Annotated in this window: 22 protein-coding genes and 2 pseudogenes; 18 read left to right on the forward strand and 6 right to left on the reverse strand. The window is 48.2% G+C overall.

From position 1 onward, the window contains the following. Both ACCI49_RS19630 and ACCI49_RS19635 read right to left on the reverse strand, forming a co-directional pair. Positions 1–288 (reverse strand): transposase (locus ACCI49_RS19630; protein WP_371838736.1); only part of this gene is annotated, 288 nt, incomplete at its 3' end. A 99-nt stretch (positions 289–387) separates the two neighbouring features. Continuing rightward, complete coding sequence (locus ACCI49_RS19635; protein WP_371840880.1) at positions 388–1,602, reverse strand: CaiB/BaiF CoA transferase family protein; 1,215 nt, start codon at positions 1,600–1,602, stop codon at positions 388–390. A gap of 1,032 nt (positions 1,603–2,634) precedes the next feature. Here ACCI49_RS19635 and ACCI49_RS19640 point away from each other — a divergent pair. Continuing rightward, positions 2,635–3,060, forward strand: a complete 426-nt coding sequence (locus ACCI49_RS19640) for a nuclear transport factor 2-like protein (RefSeq protein WP_371840881.1) — start codon at positions 2,635–2,637, stop codon at positions 3,058–3,060. Positions 3,061–3,239: 179 nt separating this feature from the next. On the opposite strand, the gene ACCI49_RS19645 is transcribed toward ACCI49_RS19640, so the two are convergent. Continuing rightward, positions 3,240–6,725, reverse strand: coding sequence for a fascin domain-containing protein (locus ACCI49_RS19645; RefSeq protein ID WP_371840883.1), 3,486 nt, complete (start codon positions 6,723–6,725; stop codon positions 3,240–3,242). Between the two features lie 731 nt (positions 6,726–7,456). Here ACCI49_RS19645 and ACCI49_RS19650 point away from each other — a divergent pair. After that, positions 7,457–8,641 (forward strand): NnrS family protein, encoded by a 1,185-nt coding sequence (locus tag ACCI49_RS19650; protein WP_371840884.1) that lies wholly within the window; start codon positions 7,457–7,459, stop codon positions 8,639–8,641. A gap of 193 nt (positions 8,642–8,834) precedes the next feature. On the opposite strand, the gene ACCI49_RS19655 is transcribed toward ACCI49_RS19650, so the two are convergent. Both ACCI49_RS19655 and ACCI49_RS19660 read right to left on the reverse strand, forming a co-directional pair. Next, positions 8,835–9,110 carry a hypothetical protein gene (locus ACCI49_RS19655; protein ID WP_371840885.1) on the reverse strand — a complete coding sequence of 92 codons (276 nt, stop codon included), beginning with the start codon at positions 9,108–9,110 and terminating at the stop codon, positions 8,835–8,837. Between the two features lie 758 nt (positions 9,111–9,868). Then, positions 9,869–10,339 carry an SRPBCC family protein gene (locus ACCI49_RS19660; RefSeq protein WP_371840886.1) on the reverse strand — a complete coding sequence of 157 codons (471 nt, stop codon included), beginning with the start codon at positions 10,337–10,339 and terminating at the stop codon, positions 9,869–9,871. A gap of 580 nt (positions 10,340–10,919) precedes the next feature. Here ACCI49_RS19660 and ACCI49_RS19665 point away from each other — a divergent pair. The 16 genes and pseudogenes from ACCI49_RS19665 (at position 10,920) to ACCI49_RS19740 (ending at position 19,985) form a co-directional block, all read left to right on the forward strand. Beyond that, positions 10,920–11,180: a YciI family protein gene (locus ACCI49_RS19665; protein WP_371840887.1), complete on the forward strand. Its 261-nt coding sequence runs from the start codon at positions 10,920–10,922 to the stop codon at positions 11,178–11,180. A gap of 2 nt (positions 11,181–11,182) precedes the next feature. Beyond that, positions 11,183–11,533, forward strand: a pseudogene (locus ACCI49_RS19670) (NAD(+)--rifampin ADP-ribosyltransferase); the annotation flags it as partial. A 15-nt stretch (positions 11,534–11,548) separates the two neighbouring features. After that, positions 11,549–11,929, forward strand: a pseudogene (gene arr / locus ACCI49_RS19675) (NAD(+)--rifampin ADP-ribosyltransferase); the annotation flags it as partial. 45 nt (positions 11,930–11,974) lie between these two features. Next, positions 11,975–13,168, forward strand: a complete 1,194-nt coding sequence (locus ACCI49_RS19680) for an alpha/beta hydrolase (RefSeq protein WP_371840888.1) — start codon at positions 11,975–11,977, stop codon at positions 13,166–13,168. Between the two features lie 137 nt (positions 13,169–13,305). After that, positions 13,306–13,650 carry an ArsR/SmtB family transcription factor gene (locus ACCI49_RS19685; protein ID WP_371840890.1) on the forward strand — a complete coding sequence of 115 codons (345 nt, stop codon included), beginning with the start codon at positions 13,306–13,308 and terminating at the stop codon, positions 13,648–13,650. 506 nt (positions 13,651–14,156) lie between these two features. Next, entirely contained in the window at positions 14,157–14,630 is a 474-nt protein-coding gene (locus tag ACCI49_RS19690; RefSeq protein WP_371840891.1) for an SRPBCC family protein, read from the forward strand. Next, on the forward strand, positions 14,627–14,770 hold the full coding sequence (locus tag ACCI49_RS19695) for a hypothetical protein (protein ID WP_371840892.1): 144 nt from the start codon (positions 14,627–14,629) through the stop codon (positions 14,768–14,770). The genes ACCI49_RS19690 and ACCI49_RS19695 overlap by 4 nt, the downstream gene beginning before the upstream one ends. Beyond that, positions 14,739–15,389: a dihydrofolate reductase family protein gene (locus ACCI49_RS19700; RefSeq protein WP_371840893.1), complete on the forward strand. Its 651-nt coding sequence runs from the start codon at positions 14,739–14,741 to the stop codon at positions 15,387–15,389. The genes ACCI49_RS19695 and ACCI49_RS19700 overlap by 32 nt, the downstream gene beginning before the upstream one ends. A gap of 47 nt (positions 15,390–15,436) precedes the next feature. Next, on the forward strand, positions 15,437–15,844 hold the full coding sequence (locus ACCI49_RS19705; RefSeq protein WP_371840895.1) for a YciI family protein: 408 nt from the start codon (positions 15,437–15,439) through the stop codon (positions 15,842–15,844). 5 nt (positions 15,845–15,849) lie between these two features. Next, positions 15,850–16,287, forward strand: coding sequence for a VOC family protein (locus tag ACCI49_RS19710; protein WP_371840897.1), 438 nt, complete (start codon positions 15,850–15,852; stop codon positions 16,285–16,287). Positions 16,288–16,556: 269 nt separating this feature from the next. Beyond that, complete coding sequence (locus ACCI49_RS19715) at positions 16,557–17,183, forward strand: YdeI/OmpD-associated family protein (RefSeq protein ID WP_371840899.1); 627 nt, start codon at positions 16,557–16,559, stop codon at positions 17,181–17,183. 10 nt (positions 17,184–17,193) lie between these two features. After that, a complete protein-coding gene (locus ACCI49_RS19720) occupies positions 17,194–17,379 on the forward strand; it encodes a hypothetical protein (protein WP_371840900.1) in 186 nt (61 codons plus the stop codon). After that, the gene (locus tag ACCI49_RS19725; RefSeq protein ID WP_371840901.1) at positions 17,372–17,788 is read left to right on the forward strand and encodes a cupin domain-containing protein; all 417 of its coding nucleotides are present in this window, start codon (positions 17,372–17,374) and stop codon (positions 17,786–17,788) included. Before ACCI49_RS19720 ends, ACCI49_RS19725 begins: the two co-directional genes overlap by 8 nt. A gap of 171 nt (positions 17,789–17,959) precedes the next feature. Next, positions 17,960–18,442: a VOC family protein gene (locus ACCI49_RS19730; RefSeq protein WP_371840902.1), complete on the forward strand. Its 483-nt coding sequence runs from the start codon at positions 17,960–17,962 to the stop codon at positions 18,440–18,442. Between the two features lie 48 nt (positions 18,443–18,490). Then, positions 18,491–19,180: a DUF899 domain-containing protein gene (locus tag ACCI49_RS19735; RefSeq protein ID WP_371840903.1), complete on the forward strand. Its 690-nt coding sequence runs from the start codon at positions 18,491–18,493 to the stop codon at positions 19,178–19,180. Positions 19,181–19,415: 235 nt separating this feature from the next. Next, positions 19,416–19,985: a dihydrofolate reductase family protein gene (locus tag ACCI49_RS19740; RefSeq protein ID WP_371840905.1), complete on the forward strand. Its 570-nt coding sequence runs from the start codon at positions 19,416–19,418 to the stop codon at positions 19,983–19,985. 39 nt (positions 19,986–20,024) lie between these two features. On the opposite strand, the gene ACCI49_RS19745 is transcribed toward ACCI49_RS19740, so the two are convergent. Next, positions 20,025–21,278 carry a tyrosine-type recombinase/integrase gene (locus tag ACCI49_RS19745; protein WP_371840907.1) on the reverse strand — a complete coding sequence of 418 codons (1,254 nt, stop codon included), beginning with the start codon at positions 21,276–21,278 and terminating at the stop codon, positions 20,025–20,027. Between the last annotated feature and the right edge of the window lie 269 nt (positions 21,279–21,547).

A 21,547-nucleotide genomic window follows, 5' to 3' on the forward strand; every position in this document is an offset into this window, starting at 1 on the left:
GTCCTCCGGGTTTAGGCTGAGAAATCGACAAAATGAAAATCGATCGCGTATCTGATATTCCAGCTCATCATCCGATAGGTTATATAAATGCTGTAATACAAGTGCCTTGAACATCAGTACCTTATCAAAGGGTCTTCTTCCAGCATTACTCTTTCTTGGAAGTGTGGGGATTTTATTCAAAGTACTCCGGAAGTCCTCCCAGTCAATCAACTTACGAAGAGCAACCAGTGGATCACGTTCATTTAGCTTGCGATGGCGGTCATCAAGACCGAAAAAACTCGGCTGCATTTGACAATAACCTTTACTAGTGAGCGTTTAGGCTATTTTACCGGAAATTAGTGAATTTTTAGAGGTACCCATAAATTCAATATTGTTGGAATAATTAGTCTATTGACAATAAATCACTCCAGCTTTTTGAAGATTATTAATTTCTTCCTCTGTTACTCCAGCTCCAATTAAAATATCTCGGGTATTCTCACCATAAAGAGGTGCCTCCTGAAACTCCATTGCAGGAGTATCCGGTATAGAAAAGGGCGCGCAGAGGAACTCAATATTTTTGCGGCTTTCACTACGGGAATAGGGAACAGAGAGAATTTTACCGTTGTTACGGACGTAGGGGTTGTCCAAGGCTTGTGAAATGTCATAGACGGGGGCGCAGGGAACTTTACCTTCCATCTGTGCAGCCCAATCAGCATTCTTTTTCTTCTGGAAATGAAAGTCGAGCGATGCTGTTAGCTCTTCCCGATTCTGCATCCTAGACTCATTGGTTAAAAAACGTGCATCATTCTTAAGCTCATCATCACCCAGCTCTTGACATAGGATCTCCCAGAATTTCTGGGTCAAACAAGCTACATAGAACCATCCATCGGCCGTTTTTACCAGTTGGGAGGGTGCTTGCGAAGCGTGAGCGGAGCGGGGCTGCTTGCCTGGAACTATCCCCTCGTTAAGGAACCACAAGCCCTGGTAGCAAAGACAGTTCAGTGCGATATCAAACAAGTTCGTATCAAAATCGCCACCTTTTCCTGTAATTTCGGTGCGCAAGAGCCCGGAGACAGTACAAAGGGCTGAATACACACTGCCCAAAAGATCGACTACAGATACACCAACTTTGGTGGGGATTGACCCCGGCTCACCGGTTACAGACATCCAACCAGTTTCAGCTTGCATCAGGAAGTCATAGCCGGGCCAGCTTTTCCTTTTGTTATCCCGGCCGTAACCTGAAAGGTGCGTGCAAACGATTCTGGGGTTAATAGCTTTCAAATCCTCATAAAGTATCCCCAGCTCTTCTGGTAAGGAGCCGCGAAAGTTATCAATAACAGCATCTGATTTCTCAACAAGGTTCTTAAAGAGCTTCTTTCCTTTCGGTGTTCTGATATCCAGCGCCAGGCTCTTCTTATTATGTAACGTAGATTCACCGCTTTCGTTATCTTTCTTGTTCTCATCAAGATATAACGAGCCCATTCTCCTCAAAGGGTTCCCGTTTTGACTTGGGTCCTCAATATTAATTACTTCGGCGCCTAGCATCGCTAATAATGTGCCATGAAAGGAGCCCGCTCCCCAGGTTTCGAAAGATAAAATGCGCTTATTTCGTAGGGGTAACATTTAAGTATCAATGACCAAGGTTTAGGTGGTTTATCACAACCTTAGAGCTTTCGCCACAGCTAAAAAGAGAGCATCAAAGGATTCTTCATTCCTTATATAGACCAATTTAACTGGACAAAGAGTTATGGGTAGCTATTTAGGGGCTTTACTCCGGATTGGGAATTTACATGCCACAGTCGGCTGGAATTCAATATCTGAAGATGAGTTGGGATTTTGCTTCACCAGGGCACGTATTCTGACAGGTTTTTCTATTAATCCATAAGGTCGTGGTGAGTTCCACCAAACAGGTCTACCTCAGAGCGATTATTATAGTGGCATAGTGAATTTGGCTACTTGACTTTGAATGAAACGATCTTCCGCAACGAAGATTAGTTCAATAAATAACCAGTTCAAAAAGAAAATTTAACGCAGAATTCAAGCAGTAAGCAGCGCAGTTCGTTGTTGATCAGAGTGGTACATTAAAGGCCGCATGTGAGGCCATGGGTGTCAGCAAGTCTACTATGGGGGCCTTGAGAGAGAAAGCTCCTTGCAGAGATGGCCGGTAATAGGTCTGCAGGGTGCGCTTTAAGACCGAAACAACGTCGTATGTAGGAGTTGGAGCGGAAATTTAGGCTGTGTGAAAACATGGCCTACTAATCACGAGTAGAACCAGAAGGAGTAATGTTTCACTCAGGTCAAGGCTGCCAATACGCCAGCCGGGGGGCAGCAACTGCTACGGCACTACCGCATGACGCAGAGCCTGAGCCGCCATGATAACTGCAGGGATAAGGCTCCAATAGAGAGCTTTTTCAGTGGTTTAAAAGCAGAGTGGGTACAGAAGGTTGGTTACCAGAATTTCTCTATAGTGAAAAAGGCTATCTAAAGGTCATCTTAGGGTATTTTATCCCTAGGTTAATATTCAGCCTATTCATTTATGTCATACAAAAGTGAATTGATATGAGTAAGTAACGATTGAAAGTCGAAAAATTGAGCCATTTAATCTACGCTCAACTATTCTTACTAGTATAAGGAGACGGTGAGAGAGGTGCCTGCGTGTTTACCGAAGCGCGATATCTACAATACATCAAGGATTTCAATTCAACTTTTGTAGGTGGGCTAACGTTGGAGGATTTTTATGATACCTATTATGAGCCGAATGCAACTTTTGAATATATTCCACAGGCACGTAAGAATATTGGACGTGAGCAGATAGTGGCATTCTGGCGAGGTGTTAGTGGCAAGATGCAAGAGACTATTCTGAATCATACCCATTTCGTAGAAAATGAAACAACCGTTGCCTCTGAAGCGCCGATTGATTTTTTATGTAAGGAGGATCTTGAATGGAATGGTGTGAGCTATCATGCCGGTACAAGGTTTCGGTTGATGATGTGTACCTTCTATGATGTCAGTCTAAATAACAAGTTTTCATATGCAAGAGTATATTCAATCTATAATCCGAAATATAAGCCCGGTACATAATAAAATAGAAATGGCGATGCAAATTTTTCAGTAAAGTGTTTCCTTGCTACTTTATTCGATTCAATTGTAAAGGTTTGCTGTCTGAGAAACTGTCAGTTTTCGTCTGACCTAATCCATATTAAGTGGATTAGGTCGCCCAAACCCAGCAAGATCGAGTTTGGGCGCTCAGCTTAAGATTATTAATTTTCGCTTAGGTTATATACAGTAAATTTCTCCCAGGAACCCAATGCTTTGCGATTTGCATTAGCTCTACCATCCGATTCTGCCACGATGTAGTTACTATGCTCAGTGTTGTATAAGGAAATTGTATCACCGTGTTGTAGGCAGCCCGTATCGTCAGAGTGGTTGATCAACTTAAATGTTTCCCAGCTGTATCGAGCAGTTCTATCAACATCTAAAGCACCACTTGGTTGGGCACTATAATAATAACCACTAGTGCTTTGCAGCCACACCTCATCTCCGTTCATTAGGCAACCCTGCTGCATGCTATTACCAGTAAGAACAATAGTCTCATGGCTACCAATTGCCGAAGCATTGGCGTTGACTGTTTCTCCATTTCCTCCATTGCCTGTTGCACTGAGATATTTTCCGTGGGCTCCTTTAAGTGCAACTTTCAAAGATTTAACTGCAGGTTTACCGACAGCCATATAACCTACAATAGCTTGTATATTTTCCTCTCTATTGCTATTTGCTTCCTGCACCATCAGGCTCATTTCAAACGTACCCGTTTTCTTGTTTCTGATGCGCGTGTCTAGAGTTTCATTCGTGTCACTGCCTTGAACTTGGCTGATGAGCAAATAATCTTGCAAATCGACCCCTACAGTTTCAAAGTCTGGGGCTCCATTCAAGTTATCTTCCAGTGCAACAGCGCCAACATAGAGCTTTAGCCCATTAGCTATGGTGTAATTACCAGCCTCCATGACTACATAATGCAACACTTCTGATGGGTGAATGTCATCGTTCAAGGCAAACTCTGCCACACGCACGTCGAAACTGGTTGAGGTAATATTGCGAATCTCAGTTGTTACAGGACCAGTGCCGGCAATGCCAATTACAGAAGTAAACACCACGGGATTCTCATAACTGAAGTCCAACTCTATGGTGGTCCATTCGTGACTTATCCCGTAGGCTTTATCGGCCTCACCACCTACAAAGCGCCGGTTACTGAAATGGACCACATCGACCTGTTCACCTTCATGGATCAATTCTGAGTCTTGTGACTGATCCTCTACGTTGATCAGATAACATTCACCGCTATCGGCCTCTGCCATGCGTAATATTGTTGGGTCAAAATCATTAAAGCTGACATTTTGATACAGTAATACATCGTTGGAACTCTCACAGTTACCATGGCCTGTATTAGTTGCTGTGTCTGTTACATTGCTTACTTGGAATCCACTCACAGAAGCTGTTTCGATTGTAGATGTGTTATTGGCCCCGGCCAATTCCCACATTTCTCTATCGGTTAAATCATCTACATTCGCTTCCCAGCTATAGCTCAGGGTTTTGCCATCGACTTCTATGGTTGTCTCCCAGACATGCCTGGTCTCGGCCCAGCTCCAGTACCATTTACTTTTGATCTTGGATTGTGAAACAGTGAATATAAAGTTGCTAAAGCTATCATGTGTCTGATTATTACCCACAACCGCTGCCCAGACCTGCTCATCCGCATTGCAGCTATGAAGCTCTATAATTTCTTCATCACGTACAAAGGTTTTTGTATCCAGACAATGACGATAAACAGCTACATAACCATCACCCTCACGCGCAAATAACCAGTTCTGAAAGCTGGTTGTCTCATCGAATTGCTCTGCCGGCCAATGTAAGTTCACCGGTGCTGTTAAAAAGTCATCTACAGGCAAAAAATTTGTAGCTCTGTTAACACCATCCATAAAGCGTAGTTCCATGGCTGGTTTATATAAAACCAGGGCTACATTTTCATTTTGCTTAATATAGGGTAAGTGCGTGTTCATTTGCTCCTGCCCACCGGCCTTCCAACCACCGTATTCCGCACCTGACCGGGTATAAACCGGGATAGTGCCGGTTGTGGCAATCCAGGGCTGCTGTTGCCAGCCAGCATTACCGGCATGATAATCCTGGTATGACGATAATTGCACATTGCCATGGCGATATAGATCCATGGTTTTTTCTGAAATAATCGAGCTGGTGGTGAACGGCGCACTGGTTTCTGTGAGGAGGACACCAGACATATCGACTATGTCGTCGGCCAAGTTAGATTCCACAATTAAATCTTCTAAAAAGAAGTTCAATCCGGCAAGTGGGTTTAGGTAATATTCCAGCATCTCATCTATGAGTTCTGGATGGGCATAGGCGCCGGCGGATTGAGAGAAAATCAGCTTATCCTGGAGGTCTAACCCAGCCCACACCGAGTCAACTTCGGAGATGGGGTGGCCGGAGGAGTAGCTAATGTTGATTTCACCATTGAGTTTTTCTAGTCGATTATAGGCAACACTACTCACATCCAGTGTTGTCATGGCAAAGATATCCATATGGGTGCTACCCATGAAATCTTGTGGGCCCTTACCAGTAATCAATGCTGTATACCGCGCGAACTTATTATTTAAGAAGTTAAGATCTTGATGAACGCCCTCGTAGGTTCGTGAGTCAACGGCTATAGCAACGCCGAGGTCATTCGTGACCATGGCAATATCATTAAGAAGGATGAGGGCAACTTGTCCGGCCAGCGTTTTTATCTCCTGGTCCTCGGAATAGTCGTATAAATTCAATAACGCCGTCAGAGAGAAAGGACTGTAGATATTTGACGTAGATTCATAAATGCCATATTGCTTTTTAACCTCTAAATAACGTACCAGGCGCTCCCTTAGTTTTTCAGGACCGCCACCAATATTCCAGCCTTCCATCTCCCATAGTAGCCAGCTGGATGACAACCACATGAGTACATGGTTCTCAGAGGTGTAGACACGTTTTCCCTCTGTATCTTCATCCTGCCAGTAAGGCAGTTTGATGATTTCATTGAGAATAATATCATCGTATTCATCACTATCTGCCAGTATGCGAATATATTCTATCAGTCGCATATCGGGGTTTTTGTAAGCGTGCTTGCCAGGCGTAAAAAGGTCGGTCAACCCCTGAGCCAGCGCTTCCTTATCCAGTGGCAAATCAAAATAGGCCCTGAGCACATAGTGATCGTTATTCGGTTCCACTTTGGCAGAGTCAAGAACACGTTCAATGTATGCTATTTGACGGTCGCGAAAGGCATCCAAATACGTGGAGTGTGATGCAGTATCATAATCTTCCAGCGTCCATTGCTGCGCGCCGTCTTCAGAATTGTGCGCGCCAGAGCTGAACCAGTCGGATATATCGATATCGAGGCCAAAATAATTTAACGCGGTGACCGCACCGTCAGCAACACCATAGAAGAAATTAAGTGTGCCTTCGACCGTGGTGGTTAGGCCGTCATATAGCCACTCACCAGTATCTACCAAAAAACCTATAGACGCGGTGATTGCATCCTCTACTGTTGTCACAATATCTTCGACAATGTCTTCGGCTCTCTCTTCAACGGCGTCCCAGGTATCAACAATCCAGTCTGTAAACTTGTCCCATATGCCAGCATGGGCGTATGCAGGCAGAATTAGAACAAACATAAGTGTGATTAATACACCTATTTTTTTAAAGTTCATAATTGAATTCCACATTATTTTTTAATAAAGCACGTGCAGCACGTTGAGCACCTGCAAGATTGAAAATCACTAAAAAACATATAAACCTAATAGCTTCAGAAAGGTGATGCGACACTCTATATTGAATTATTATTGGGTATGAATAAAGAATTCATGCGCGACTCTCTAAACTTGTGTCAGCGCACAGCAATGTAAGGGGTTGCCGTAGATTAAGTCAAACTAAATTGCTCCGATTAAAGGAGGCGTTCACAAAACTCGTATCATCTGAGGTTACCCTGAGAGGATGCTCGCGCTAATTTTTAAATATTAAATAAAAGTTCTTTTATGAAGGTAAGACGGTTTAAATTCCATACTAAAGAAAAATAAAATTGGGGGTTTACAGCGAATGGCTGAGCGGGAAAGGGGGTAGGATTGCCTTTGGTAATGATATAATGGCTATTGCCAGTCTCATAAATGATTCCTTCAATCCAAATGATTTCTGACACCGATCAGATTACAGTTTTACTTTTGAAAAACTAGCAAATACTACAATTACTAAAAAGGGGGAAGGAAAGAATACACTGCGCTCGGGACCGTATGAGGCATGGATGCCGATTACGAGCTTGCATGGATGTATTCACGGCACGTCTCGAGTGCAATGTATTCTTTCCTTCTTACCCAGTAGTATATGGGTTTAACCTGCATCATATATTACGCAGAGCCACCCTTTTTATCATTTAGGGATTCGAGGGATGTTACAAATAACCGATCGTAAAAAGGAAAATGCTCTGCACCCCCTGTGGAGAATGCCATTTCGTCCATTGTTTCTTGGCGGTGTGGTTTGGAGTTGTGTCGCACTTTTGTTGTGGCTGCTTACCCTATTGGGTAAAGGTTCTGCAGATCTGCGCGTCAGTGCCGCTTGGCATGCGCATGAAATGTTGTTCGGCTTTGCTGGTGCCATCGTAGTGGGATTTCTAGCTACTGCATGCCAGACCTGGACTGGTTTGCGGGCACCCTGCGGGCGCATACTGATTCTACTGTGCAGTGCTTGGCTGTTGGCCCGGCTAGGTTACTTGATCTGGGCGGTACCGCTTTGGATGCCGGTAATTGCGGAGGTGGCTTTTTTTATTGCTGCCGCTTTTATGGTGGGCAGACGGGTGTTGGCAGTGCGACAGTGGCGTAATCTATTTGTGGTGCCGGCACTTCTCGGTTTTGCAGGATTGGCGGCTTGGCATGGAATAACACAATCACGCCCACTGGCTATTCTAACATTGTTGCTGGTGGCGTCTATGATTCTTGTGATTGGTGGTCGGGTAATCCCTTTTTTTACTTCACGCCGTTTTAACCTACAAGCGCGACCGAAAATATTGTGGCTTGAATATGCTGGGCATGGGCTGTGTGTGGCGCTATTGGTGATTTTCGCGGCCTCGTTACTGATGCCAGTGCCCCGTTTTTGGTTGGGGGCATTGGCAGTTCTGCTGGGATTAGTGCAGATTGCACGCTGTGCACGCTGGCGAGTGAGGGAGGCCTTGCGTGAACCAATGCTGTGGTCGCTGCATCTGAACTACTGGCTGATGGTGGCTGGGCTACTACTATTAGGCGCTGCTTGGATTGGGTTGTTGCTGCCTATCAATACCTTCCTGCTTGAAAGTGCCGCAGTGCACGCTATCGCGGTGGGTGGTATCGGGGGAATAATTCTCTCCATGATTACTCGTGTAACTCTGGGGCACACTGGGCGCTCACCGTTGCAACCAGCACCTGCCACTACTCTGGCCTTTATACTATTGCTGGCGGCCACACTGGCGCGAGTGTTGCTGGCGCCCGCAATGGTAGCGTATTGGCTGTCCACTTTGTTGTGGCTGCTGGGGTACGGGATTTTCCTGTGGCGCTACGGTCCAATGCTGCTATCCCCTCGAATTGATGGCCAGCCTGGCTGATGAAGACCGAGGTGTTTTTTTTCGAGCACCTCATAAACAATGCGCTTCGTATACTTCTGACTGGATACTTATATTCTGAGAGGCTTAGTTATGGGAAGCGGAAGAGGGTGGTGCGAGGTTTGCTTTATCAATGTTACGTTGTAAAGCGCTGGGTAAAACACCCCCCCAAAAAAAATGCAAGAATTTTAATACGTTAAATTAGCCCATTGTTCTCAATTGCTTTATGGATCTTTTGACACAGGCGGCCGAATTTGTTGACGTCGCCTAGGGTTGGAATCTCGCCGCTATCCAGCCTCTGCTCCCAATCCATGATTTCCCCATCCAGTAATTCCAACAGTTTCTTTGCGCAGCCTTTACATGGGCCTGCGCACAACTCTGCGGCGGGCATGGTGAATGGTAGTGTCTCTCGCACCTGTTGGATGATTTGGCGGATTGCGGTGCAGGTATTGGGCTTTGGGCTTTTAGTCATAGTCAGCAGCTCCGCAATCGATATCAGCCCTGCGCAAGGACACTTATATTGGCGAAAGCGCTAATTGTGAATACAAAAGCACTGTTCCACCGGTGGTCAAGGCGAGGTATCAAGATAATTGGTCAGGAGTACTCTGCAGGGCCGTAGCCCGAGCCACTATCATCATATAACCAATCAGCCTGACTTACCGTGAATGGTGACCCATTGGTACCCACTGCAACATTTGGCCAATGGCACTAACCAAAAGACATGGCCGTTTTTGCAAGGCTGGGTGCTTGTCCCAATTTGTATCAAAAGGTGTCCTTTACACGCAGGGCTAAGTCAGCACTGGAGGGAAGGGTGCTGGACTTTCACGGTGCCCTTCCACGGCGATGGTACCTGCCACTTGGCACGGGGGCATTTTAACGCCATTTCGCCCGCTAGTGAAGTTGCTAGGATCCGAGTGAAGGGTAGCGGTAACTCAGAGCATACTAAAAAGGGGGAAGGAAAGAATACCCTGCACACGGGACCGTATGGGGCATGGATGCCGATTACGAGCTTACAGGGATGTATTCACAGCGAGTCCTGAGCGCAGGGTATTCTTTCCTGCTGACCTAGTAGTAACACCGGGTGGTGGCGAATATCGATTACACCAGAGAGCTTGCAGGCACGCTTAGCTAGGATCGAAATAACGAAATGATCAGGTTTTATTGATGACTCTTCAGTATCAATACTGTTGTCTTAGATATGAACACAGAGTTGAACGTTAATGTCCTGATTCACGCATGAGTGCCTTCCAAACTTCGAAGTGATTGGGCCCAACTGACCGCCGCCAACTTCGCGTAGTCAGCGTTGAGGAGTGTGTGCGTCAGAGAAACGATGGTGCCAAGCTCACTGCTTCTGAACACAACTTCGACTAGAGACGAATTCTCTTGCGCCTCGGTGCCCTGCGGCAGATCCAGATTACAATGCTCATGGACTTCAAAAACCAGACGTTTTGGTCTGTCGACGTTGCGATATACGCCAGACATAATACACGAGCTGCCATTTGGAGCGGTCATCTCAAAAGCGAAGCGCCCACCAACCTCCGCAGTAAGATCAAGTACACGTGTTGTGAAACCGTCAGGGCCCCACCAACCTTCAACCATGCTCGGTATAACCCAGGCATCAAAGACCTCCCCCGGTGTTGCCCTGACGGTATAGGTGATAGGTTTGGTTCGAATACTTGTTTGATAAGAGAAATTGATCACTATTGTACCTTCTTCTTTTTAGCAAGAGTTTTCCTAGGGCGGGATAACAGTAAGACATTTCAATGCTGCGTTCCAGTAACGCCTCATCGGCATCACTGGCATTTACAATCAAAAATGAGTACTTGTGATAGGAGGTTATCGTGGCTGCCTAGGGCCTGTTGACGTTAATTGGATAGCTACTGCCGGGCGGCCATTCTTTTTTGCCTTAAAGGCCAGAAGAAGCGCAATAGTAAATCGCGGGCAATTTGGTCTCTCTTGCTTTTAGTCTGGACAGAAACAGTTACACATTGACCTAATTCTTGTCACTTATTATAGTTATCTAAAAATCTAACTATAATTAAGGTGGCAGTCCGATCTTCCATACACAAACTCTTCATCGGTGTTTCAGCCCCTAGCAACGACGAAAATGAACAAGATCAATGTTGCTGCTCTCGAAACCGCCTGCAATGGCGATTAACGACAGAACGAGAATTTCCGATGCCAAAATTTGTCACGGTATATCACGGTGAGCGCGATGGATACGAGCGTACCTCGGAACCTGTAAGGGAGGAGGCTCTCAGGCAGGATCAGCGCCTCGTTGATGAGGGCATTAGTAGGGATTGCGGGCTCGCCAGTCCAGGTGCGCAATACAGAAGCGAAAGGTATAAAAACCAAGCGCAGTCCTTTTATGCAGTCTGAATTGAACGTCGCCGGTTTTGCGATTATTGATGCTTCCGATATCGAGGCGGCGATCACTAAAGTCTCTCATATGCCCTGTACGGTTGCCCACGGCGTAATCAAAACCTGGCCGCTTGAGACGGCAGGCGAATCACGACCAGTTCAACACATGGAGATTCTATAAGCATGATTAATAACCAGCCAAACAACGGGGCTGAGCGCCATATCGCTCAATCGAGCATTAAGCAGTTTTACCATGGTTCCCGAACAAATCTCTGCCCGGGAGATGTCATCACACCCAGCGACCCATTTGGCACAGCAGATGACAATACTGAGGTGCCGCTCACTTATATGTCGCCCGATCTGGATGCAGCCATATGGGCTGCAGAACTCGCCGAGGGCAATGGGCCGCCGAGGGTGTATATGGTGGAGACAGAAGGTGAGATTGAAGATGCGGCCGAACTTTTAACCGAGCATGCACCGCGCCACCCTTATATGTCACATCGATCAAAAGGGCAGGTACGAGTCAAATCGGAGGTTCGGGAGTGGACTTACTATCATGGAACGCGAGCAGACCTCAAAATGGGGGATCTGCTCATGCCGGGAGGCGATCCGAACTTCGGCAAGAAGGCGCTCGGCCATGTTTATCTGGCTCGGACACTCGATGCTGCGATTTGGGGAGCCGAACTGGCGCTCGGCGATGGTCCGGAGCGGATCTATATCGTCGAGGCGACGGGTCCAATCGAAGACGACCCCAATGTGACTGATAAAAGGTTTCCTGGTAACCCTACGAAGTCATTCCGGTCTCGCAAACCTCTGCGTGTGATCGGCGAGGTGGAGGAGTGGCAGGGCCACCCTAAGGAAGCGCTAGAAGCCATGAAGAGCGGCATTGCAAAGCTGGCCAAACAGGGCATCGGCCCTATCGACGACTGAAAGGATGTAATAGGTATCTCGGATATTTCAGTAGAACAAAATAATATGAAAAATATTCGCTTATGTTTTTTGGCGCTGTTTACCATCGCCACTTCCGGCTACGTTGCGGCGGCGAGTAACGCTAGGCAGGAAACGGCATGTTGTGCGCAAGCAGCCGATATCATATCGGAGCTACATTCAATAGTGGCACCTGGCGGTATTGAGATTGAAGAAGCGCTCCGCATTGGCGGGATTAAACAATTCGTCTCGGTGAGAGGGCGTGACTCCAATAACCCTGTGCTCCTGGTCATTCATGGCGGTCCCGGTTGGGTTTCTTCGCCTATCAGCTGGTGGGTAAGCCAGGGATGGGATGAATATTTCACCGTGATCCACTGGGATCAGCGCGGCGCAGGCAAGACTTACACGATCAACGACCCCGATGTGGTTGCCCCTACGATGACTCGTCAGCGGATGGATGCGGATGTTGACGAGATTGTCCAATGGGCCCGTTCGCGGTTTGACAAGGACAGGATATTTGTTCTCGGACATAGCTGGGGCAGTATTCTGGGTCTGGCTCTCGCGGAGCGCCATCCGGAATGGCTGCACGCCTATATTGGCGTTGGACAGGCGATTGATTTTTATGAGAGCGAACGCAGGGGATGGCGCTGGACGCTTAACCAAGCAAAAGCGGCGAACAATTCAAAGGCTATAGAGGAACTGGCTTCCCTTTCTCCCTATGCTGTCAAAGAAACGCGGCCATTGCTTGAAGAATTGCTCCTTCAGCGCAAATGGCTAAATCACTATGGAGGTGCGGCTTATAAAAGGGCCGACGCCGGTTTTGAAAGCGCCGCTTTCCGGCTGTCTCCGATACATTCGGTTGAGGACGTTTCTCTCATTTTCGAGGCTCAGAAGTTCTCGATGACACACCTTCTCGGTGCGGCCATGGAGGTCAATTTTGGTTCTTTGAATTGCCTTGAAACACCGATGTTTTTGTTTCTCGGAAGGCACGATTACAATGTATCTTCGACGCTGGCGGCAGAATGGTCTCGCGCCCTCGAGTCACCCTACAAAGAAGTCGTATGGTTTGAACATTCCGCCCACGAAATTCTCGCTGAGGAGCCTGGAAAGGTATTCATCACATTGGTCGAGAAAGTGCTTCCGATTGCTACTGATACGTCAGGTTTCATCAAGGGATCAAGCGGCAATGCGAATTTGCGCTGTAATGCGCCCAGAAAAATGACCCGTATAGAGAAGAGATGAACCGCTTTAAAGCAAGCGCCGTATTTTGATAGGAAACTGTAGCCCTGAGGTTCGAGGCACTGGCTGTAACCGTTTTTTATGCGTAGCTGGATCCGGCAGCCATTGCCTAACGATTTTTCACCTATATACTTAGTCAGATGGGTAACAATCATGACAATCTGAATACAGTCTTCCAGGCTCTAGCAGATCCGACGCGCCGCGCTGTCATTCAGCACCTAACGAGTGGACCAGCGTCGATCACCGAACTCGCTAAACCGTTCGAAATGGCACTACCGTCGTTCATGAAGCACATTGGTGTGCTGGAAGATGCGGGTTTGATCCGCTCCAAGAAAATTGGTCGCGTGCGAACCTGTGAGATTAGACCTAAGCAGCTGACAGCTGCAGAAAATTGGATCAATACACAGACGGCGCTATGGGAAGGGCGGATGGTACGAATGGCGAGCTATGTCGAAGCGCTTGGCACTGAAAGGCAGGATGATTGAGTGCGATAAAGATACAGGGTCCCATATTACAAGTTCCATAGCTCACCCCTCTATCGCTGCGAGAGCCAGAGCTATGAGTTGGCAGGTGGTGCTGTAACAGGGCAGGCCGCCTGAGCTTGGCAGCCCTACCGGACTGGCTCTGATCGCCAGCTATCGAGGGATGCCCGTCAAATACCTACACCTCCACTTCGAGTGGTAGTTGTAGTAGCCTACAGTACCATTCTAAACAGCTTGTGTTACACGCTGGCCACTCCTTTTTGGCGCGTACGGAAGTAATCGTTGCTACAGACTTTTTGAATCCACTTATTGAGTCGCGCTGATGGTATTGCCAATCATCGTAGTTGCGCACTGAGTCTCACTTTGAATAGACAGAGGCAAATTCCCTCATCCATTTGCGCCACTTGTCAGTTATCCATTGACCTAATTATTATTGCTTTTTATAGTTACCCAATCGGCTAACTTTTTTATCGATAGCTATGGAACCGCCATAGAGCAGAGAGGCTAGCATGAGCCAGCAGTTATCCCACGGCACCATATCGATCAGCAAAACAATCAAAGTACCGGCAGAAAAGGTGTTTTCTGCATGGGTAGACCCGAAAGCCCGTTCGATATGGGGGCCACCCTCTGAGGATGAAGCAATCGAGTTTCTCAAAGACGACTTTCGCGTCGGAGGCGTTGATGTTCATCGGTGCGGCCAAAAGAATGATCTGCGGTTCCGGGTCGAAACACACTACTACCAAATCAATAGGCCACATCGGCTGTTATTTACCGAACGTGTATCTACGGACGACTCTTTATTGAGTGCCTCTGTGATCACCGTGGCGATTAGCGAAAATAAAAGCGTGACAGAACTCGAGGTAACGATACAGATAGCCTCCCTGGTCGGTTCGGGAATGATCGACGGAACGCACAATGGATGGCAGAGCGCCCTTTCTAATCTGGCTGCTCACTTGGAAGCAACAAATGCAGAAATCGAATGAAGAAGATTGATATTGTTGCTCTCAAGGCTTTAATGGCAATTGACGGCAGCAGCGTAAGCACACCCGACGATGTCCTTTTGATCAATGTAACTAACAAGGAAAAACCGAGTGCGAAAAATAATTGTGAACACGTTTGTTAGTCTGGATGGCGTGATGCAGGCGCCTGGGGGTCCAGAGGAAGACACTTCGGGCGGCTTCGAGCATGGTGGGTGGGTGGCGCCCTATTTCGATGAAGGCGTTGGTGAATTTATGGGGGAAGTGTTCGCAGCCCCATTCGAGCTCCTGCTTGGCTATCGGACTTACGATATTTTTGCTACCCATTGGCCAAGAGTGGCTGCTGATCCTCCGCCCGAGAGTGTTGATGATGGCGAAATCCAGATGGCTAAAAAAATCGACCGCACAACGCGGTATGTGGCTTCGCGCACGAAACCCGAATTTACCTGGCAAGGCAGCGAGTGGCTAGGCGATGATCCGGTTGCGCGACTTCGTGAAATTAAGGCAAGCGATGGTCCTGACTTGCTGGTGCCGGGCAGTGCCAACTTTATCCAAACGCTACTCAAAGCAGATCTTGTTGATCAATTTAAACTGCTGATTTTTCCTTTAGTCCTGGGTAAAGGAAAGCGCCTCTTCGGTGCCGGTGCAATCCCTGTTGGATTCCAAATTCAGCAATCCACGACGACAGAGAGCGGCGCAATTTGCGTGATCTACGTTCGAGACGGAAATGTCACGACTGGTGATTTCTCACTTCAACAAGATTAGCGCCGGTAGTCCAAGTGGAAAGTGGCGTAACCGAAAGGAGAATTTGAATGCTAGTCATGGTGCTGATCAAAGCGACGGCAGCGGCCGAGGCAGGTAAGTTGCCGCCGCAGACAGTTCGGGACGCTATGGATCACTATAATAAGGCACTTCTCGATGCAGGTATCCGACGCATGGCAGCTGGCCTCAAACCTTCAGCTGAAGGTAAGCGCCTTATATCTGATGGTAACGCAATATCGGTAGTTGATGGCCCCTTCCCGGGATGCGAACAACTCGTGTCAGGTTTTTGGCTCTGGGAAGTGCGCGATATTGAGGAAGCGATGGCATGGGCTACTCGGTGCCCGAACCCAATGGAGGGCGCCTATGAAATTGAACTCCGTCCGCTATATGAGGCTTCAAGTTTAGATGGAATCAAAGCGCGGAAATCTGACACTGCGACAATAGTGAAAGGAGATTGATAGTTATGGAACCCATCATTTACCTGACATTCAAGGGAAACTGCCTTGAGGCGATGACTCATTATGCCGAGACGCTCGGCGGTGAGATCTGGGGCACCCTCCTAAATGCAGATGCACCCAACCCCGAAAGTCGAATGCCCGGCGGCGACGATATGGTTATGAACATGGCTATGACATTAGGCAACGCTACCTTAATGGCCTCCGACAACTCCGATGCGATGTACGAGAAGCCGCAAGGTTTCCGCGTTTTTATTCCGCCTAAATCGCGTAAGGAGTTTGATCGCATCTACGACATATTCTCGAAGGAGGCAAAAGCCATAGACATGGCCCCTGTCGAAACATTTTGGGCTGAACGTTTCGCGTTACTCACGGATAAATATGGAACGCCATGGATGCTGAATTATGAGGGCTCCAAGGCAGAAGCCGCAGGGCAGGGGGCATGAAAATCTACTAAAAAGTGGGAAGGAAAGAATACACTGCGCTTGGGACCGTATGAGGCATGGATGCCGATTACGAGCTTACAGGGATGTAGTCACAGCGCGTCTCGAGTACAGTGTATCCTTTCCTTCTGACCCAGTAGTAATTCCCCCCAAAAAAAACGGTAGTTTGATAGTGAGACATCAAACTACCAGAGGAGTGACTGTCACATAGGATTTATCCAATAGTTGTTGCTGGTCACATTGCGGTTGGAACTCCATTGAGGCAATTGTATATGGCCATGATTTCAGATATCGCGGATTATTTTTCGAAAGGTTGCGGGCGTTGCGAGCGCTTCGCGACGCCCGATTGCTCGACCCAGAAATGGAAATCCGGCCTTATCGAATTGCGCCGGATATGCCTGAGTATGGATCTGGAAGAAACCGTAAAGTGGGGGCAGCCTTGCTACACGTTCGCCGGTCGAAACATTGTCATCCTAGGGGCGTTTCGAGAGGGATTCCTCATTGGCTTCATGGATGCGGCACTGATGAAAGATCCCGAAGGCGTACTTCAGAAGCGCGGCGCGAATACGCAGCACCCACACATGATCCTCTTGAAGGCCAACGACCAGGTGGGAAAGCTCGAACCAGTCATACGGGCCTATATCAAAGAAGCGATGGGTTATGCCGAGGCGGGCATTAAGCCCCCAAAAGTAGAACGCGATATAGAGCTCCCTGATGAACTGGTTGAAGCCATGGATGCTGATCCTGAGCTTGCTGAAGCGTTTCATGCATTAACACCGGGGCGCCAGCGAAGCTATACCTTCAACCTAAATTCAGCCAAGAAACCGGCTACACGCATTTCGAGAATAGCGAAGTTCCGCAACAAAATAATTGCCGGCAAAGGCGCTATGGAACGATAAAAAGGAGGGCATGGGTGAACAAACCACCACAGATCAACAAGGCTTGGCAACTTGGCGAAGCGTACGCTCAATTGTCCTGAGTGGCCTTTGGCATTCTGCTGATGTAGCCGAGCTGGCCCAGGCGATCTTTATTGCGCTCGACGAGGCAACAGAACATCGTCCGCGGAAGGACACGGAGGCCGTCATTCATGACTAACACCAAAGGAACAGAGGTCTTTATCGAACCTGAATGCGGGCGCATTTACGACATGGGGCGCATCGCAGCGATCTTTAAGGCTGACGGTAAAGAAACAGCAAATCAATACTCAGTTTCGGAATGGTGGATTGAACCGAAAACCAAGGGCTTCGGCGCACACTCGCATGAAACTGAAGCCGAGCTATTTTATGTTCTGGAAGGCACGATGACGTTCCTAGTGGGTGATCGGTGGCGCGATGCGAAAAAAGGCACAGTCATTTCCATACCCCCCGGCGTCCAGCACGACTTTGAAAACCGCAGTGATCAGCGCGCCGGCGTTTTCAACGTTTACATGGGCGGGCCGTTTGAGATGAACATGCCCAAAATCGTTGAGTGGTTCGCAGAGCATCCGCCGGAGGACGCTATATGACCCTAAATGCTAATGAAACCCAGTGTCTGATGAGTTGCCTACGCTTGTAAGCTCTTCGCTGGGTTCAAAATACAAAGCGCAGGCTTACTCAAAATACCTGCCATGAGTGATCGATGTGAGACTTGCAATAGAGCAAACAATCAAACCGTCCAAAGCATGAGGAGAATAGATATGACCGAAGTCGTCAACTGCCTGTGGTTCAACCACGGCGAAGCAAAGAAGGCGGCGGAATTCTATGCCGCGACCTTTCCCGACAGTTATGTCGACCGAGTTAATCAGGCGGCGACCGACTATCCCGGCGGCGAGGAAGGCAATGAACTGACGGTCGAATTCACCGTGCTTGGGCGCAAGTTTGTCGGTCTGAACGGCGGTCCCAAATTCACTCCGAATGAAGCGGTCAGTTTTATGGTCATTACTGAGAACCAGGAAGAAACTGACCGCTACTGGAATGCAATCGTCGACAACGGTGGGCAGGAAAGCGCCTGTGGATGGTGCAAGGACCGCTGGGGTCACTCCTGGCAAATCACGCCAAGACCGCTGCTAGATCTTACAACGAACCCTGATCGCAGCAAGGCGAAGCGTGCCTTTGAGGCGATGATGGGCATGAGCAAGATTGATATAGCGACGATTGAGGCGGCGGCCGAGCAAGTTTGAGCTCGCGGAGAAACATTCTACTCAACCCACCAAGACCTAGAGCTGATTATGACTGAAATTCAAAGCAGGAATACTAAGGAGATCTCCGGAGTAGTACGGCACATAGTGTCGCCGGAGGTCTGGAAGGGTGATCTCGCTGAACTCCGCAAGGCCGAGAAGGAACTGACCCGTGCGCATGATCGGTTGGCAGAAAAACGCCGGCATTCGGGTTGGGTGAAGATCAACAAGAATTATACCTTTGCGGGCCCCGGAGGGACCGCGACTCTAGCTGACCTGTTCAATGACCGCGCGCAACTAATCGTTTACCATCATATGTTGAAGCCCGCTGATCCTAGCCCTTGCGAAGGCTGCTGTATGGTAGCCGATCAGATCCCCCATCTCTCCCATCTGCATGCGCGAGATACCTCTCTCGTCTTCGTTTCAAAAGCGCCGATCATTGAGATAGAGGCGTTCCAGAAACGCATGGGTTGGGCAATCCCCTGGTACGAGACGAAGGACAGCTTCAACGCTGATTTTGACGTGACTACCGGATTTGGCCTCAACGTCTTCTATCGCGATGGCGAGGATGTCTATCGAACCTATTTCACCACCGGCCGAGGTCTTGAGACTCTTGGTACTGTGTGGACTTTTCTAGATCTCACGCCGCTCGGCCGCCAGGAAAACTGGGAAGAAGCCCCCGAAGGCACTCGGCAGACACAGCCGTATCATTGGTGGCGGAGGCACAATGAATATGACTGATAGAGGTGCCCGCCACACATCATCTAGCTGTAAGGGGTGGGAGCATTCAACTGCTTACTCACTCAAAAAGGAACGGATGTAGATTGTAAAAGTGGTATTTATTGGCGGTCTGCGCGCAGGCATGCCGAATATTTGTTATGCGCTTTCTGTTGCAGTTGATTGCAAGCGATCTCAAGGCTGCGTTCTGCGATTGTTGCTCCAGGTTATGATTGCGCCCGTTTAAGAGAAACAGAATATGAGGCGTTTAGTTGTTTGGAATGTAATGACGTTGGATGGATGCTTCGAAGGCACCGCGCCCTGGATGCTGGATCATCATGAAACAGTATGGGGCGAGGAGCTAGAGAACTTCTCTCTTCAACAGGGCGATGAGATCGGCACGCTGCTGTTTGGACGTCGTACTTATGAAGGGATGGCCGATTATTGGCAGAACGAAACTGGGCCGATTGCGGATATGATGAATACGCTTGAGAAGGCTGTTATCACGCGCACGCTCGACACAGCTAATTGGTCAAATACGCGCCTCCTAACAGGAGAGGCTGCCGAACATGTTCGCACACTTAAAGCGGAGACGGAGAAGAAGGATATCTTCGTATTTGGCAGTGCCGATCTTGTCGCTACCCTGCTCACAGAAGGTCTTGTCGACGAATGCCGGATATGCCTCGCGCCCATAGTCCTTGGAGCAGGCTCGCCTCTCTTCAAAACTGACTCCATCCAGAAGAGTTTCGAACTTATGCGAGTGGATGCCCTGGAGTCGGGTGGGGTGATCCTTCGCTACAAGTGCCTTCAGAGAAGCGGGAAATTATGATAATTAGTTGGCTTAGTTTATTGAGGGCAGGGCAGAATACTACCCCACCTCCTTAACCCGCTTACTGCGCCCACTTTCATGCCGCTCACGCATATCCGAATCAATATACCGATCAGTAGTTGCCATACTGGCGTGGCCGGCATCATCGCGCACATGTTCACGGGGCCGGTTTTTTACATCTTCTGAAATACCGGTATGCCGCAACCAGTGTACTGTGGCTGCTTTCAGCTCTTCGGCATCTTCGCCCAAACCTTCTTCAACCATACGCTGATAGGCGGCATCGAAACAGCTTTGTACGATCAGTCGCACTTGTCGACTACTGGTAACAGCCCCTTTACCGCGAGACTTTTGGACCAGTGGCGTCTGCTCATTGATACTAGGCAGAGTAGGGAGCTGCAAATGGTTTCTGTAGCGTTTTAGGGCATTTAACATTTGGTCGCAGACGGTAATGGCACGACCTTTATTCCCCTTACCTGTGACATGAAACCACCAGTTTCCGTCGCGATCTTTCTTGAAATCACCCATAACTGGTGCCGATCTTTCATCCGCAACTAATTCAGAGATACGAAGATACATGGCGAAAAGGGCATTCATGATAAACAGCGTACGCTCATGGTCTGCTGGCGACATCTCAGCCATGATCTCGGCAGTTTCAAGCACATAGTCCCACTGTAGATTGCTAATACGGCGTACAACCTGGCTTTGTTGCTCGCGCCGCACAAACTTGCTTTTTTGGCGGATCAGCGCAACAGGGTTCGCTTGTACCAAGCCTTCCTGATACAGGAAGTCAAAGAAAGATGATAGCGCTGTAAATATGCACTTGATGGCAGCCTGGGATGGCCTGAACTCTTTGGGTGAGGGAGTTTTGCCTGCTCTAAACTCAACCTTGGAGACACTGACTACGAATGGTCGCCAATCAGAATTCACAACACGCTCGCCGTTTTGGCTTTTGAATCTAGCCACGTTCTTGGTACCGATCCAGGCAATTGGTGGTTCAATACAGAACTGTACGAAATCCTCAATGTGTTCACGTTTTAGTGTCATGATTGATACTTCTTCAACACGCCACGCCCATTGCAGCAGTCGTTCAATCTCACGGCGATAGCTGTTAAACGTTGCTTGGCTACCGTTATAGCTGTAGAGAAACTTGAGTGCGAATTCCAGATCAGTATCAGCATCAGGGATCTGCTTGTTGAGATATTGGCTCGATGGAAAGTTCGTGCGGCGAAATGGATTCTCAAGATTACTGAGGTTATCGATGATTGGTGCTGGTGGTTTGTTGGTGGCAGACATAGAAACTTTAGATAAGTTGTTGGAATTCGCTGGACGCCCAAGTTAAGTACTTAACTACTTTTCTGATTTTATCCTAAATTTCAACTAGTTAGTGCTTTTATCGTCAACTAAACCACTTAATTGACTACTCATCCACCTTTTTTTGATCCCGTATACACTCGCCCAAATAAATTGCTTAATTAAACAACCAGAAATTAACCCTAGAGGTAAGCGTCCGGCCATCACACCTTGGCAGCAGGTGCCCAGTTATGTGGCAGCAGCTCGCCGAT

The organism is Microbulbifer epialgicus, assembly GCF_041447265.1.
GTDB lineage: Bacteria > Pseudomonadota > Gammaproteobacteria > Pseudomonadales > Cellvibrionaceae > Microbulbifer > Microbulbifer epialgicus.

Coding starts and splice junctions, on each gene's coding strand:
- ACCI49_RS19635 (WP_371840880.1), bottom strand. CDS start 1,602: ATGTTACCCCTACGAAATAAGCGCATTTTATCTTTCGAAACCTGGGGA.
- ACCI49_RS19645 (WP_371840883.1), bottom strand. CDS start 6,725: ATGAACTTTAAAAAAATAGGTGTATTAATCACACTTATGTTTGTTCTA.
- ACCI49_RS19650 (WP_371840884.1), top strand. CDS start 7,457: ATGTTACAAATAACCGATCGTAAAAAGGAAAATGCTCTGCACCCCCTG.
- ACCI49_RS19655 (WP_371840885.1), bottom strand. CDS start 9,110: ATGACTAAAAGCCCAAAGCCCAATACCTGCACCGCAATCCGCCAAATC.
- ACCI49_RS19665 (WP_371840887.1), top strand. CDS start 10,920: ATGAGGGCATTAGTAGGGATTGCGGGCTCGCCAGTCCAGGTGCGCAAT.
- ACCI49_RS19680 (WP_371840888.1), top strand. CDS start 11,975: ATGAAAAATATTCGCTTATGTTTTTTGGCGCTGTTTACCATCGCCACT.
- ACCI49_RS19685 (WP_371840890.1), top strand. CDS start 13,306: ATGGGTAACAATCATGACAATCTGAATACAGTCTTCCAGGCTCTAGCA.
- ACCI49_RS19690 (WP_371840891.1), top strand. CDS start 14,157: ATGAGCCAGCAGTTATCCCACGGCACCATATCGATCAGCAAAACAATC.
- ACCI49_RS19695 (WP_371840892.1), top strand. CDS start 14,627: ATGAAGAAGATTGATATTGTTGCTCTCAAGGCTTTAATGGCAATTGAC.
- ACCI49_RS19705 (WP_371840895.1), top strand. CDS start 15,437: ATGCTAGTCATGGTGCTGATCAAAGCGACGGCAGCGGCCGAGGCAGGT.
- ACCI49_RS19710 (WP_371840897.1), top strand. CDS start 15,850: ATGGAACCCATCATTTACCTGACATTCAAGGGAAACTGCCTTGAGGCG.
- ACCI49_RS19715 (WP_371840899.1), top strand. CDS start 16,557: ATGGCCATGATTTCAGATATCGCGGATTATTTTTCGAAAGGTTGCGGG.
- ACCI49_RS19720 (WP_371840900.1), top strand. CDS start 17,194: ATGGGTGAACAAACCACCACAGATCAACAAGGCTTGGCAACTTGGCGA.
- ACCI49_RS19725 (WP_371840901.1), top strand. CDS start 17,372: ATGACTAACACCAAAGGAACAGAGGTCTTTATCGAACCTGAATGCGGG.
- ACCI49_RS19730 (WP_371840902.1), top strand. CDS start 17,960: ATGACCGAAGTCGTCAACTGCCTGTGGTTCAACCACGGCGAAGCAAAG.
- ACCI49_RS19735 (WP_371840903.1), top strand. CDS start 18,491: ATGACTGAAATTCAAAGCAGGAATACTAAGGAGATCTCCGGAGTAGTA.
- ACCI49_RS19740 (WP_371840905.1), top strand. CDS start 19,416: ATGAGGCGTTTAGTTGTTTGGAATGTAATGACGTTGGATGGATGCTTC.
- ACCI49_RS19745 (WP_371840907.1), bottom strand. CDS start 21,278: ATGTCTGCCACCAACAAACCACCAGCACCAATCATCGATAACCTCAGT.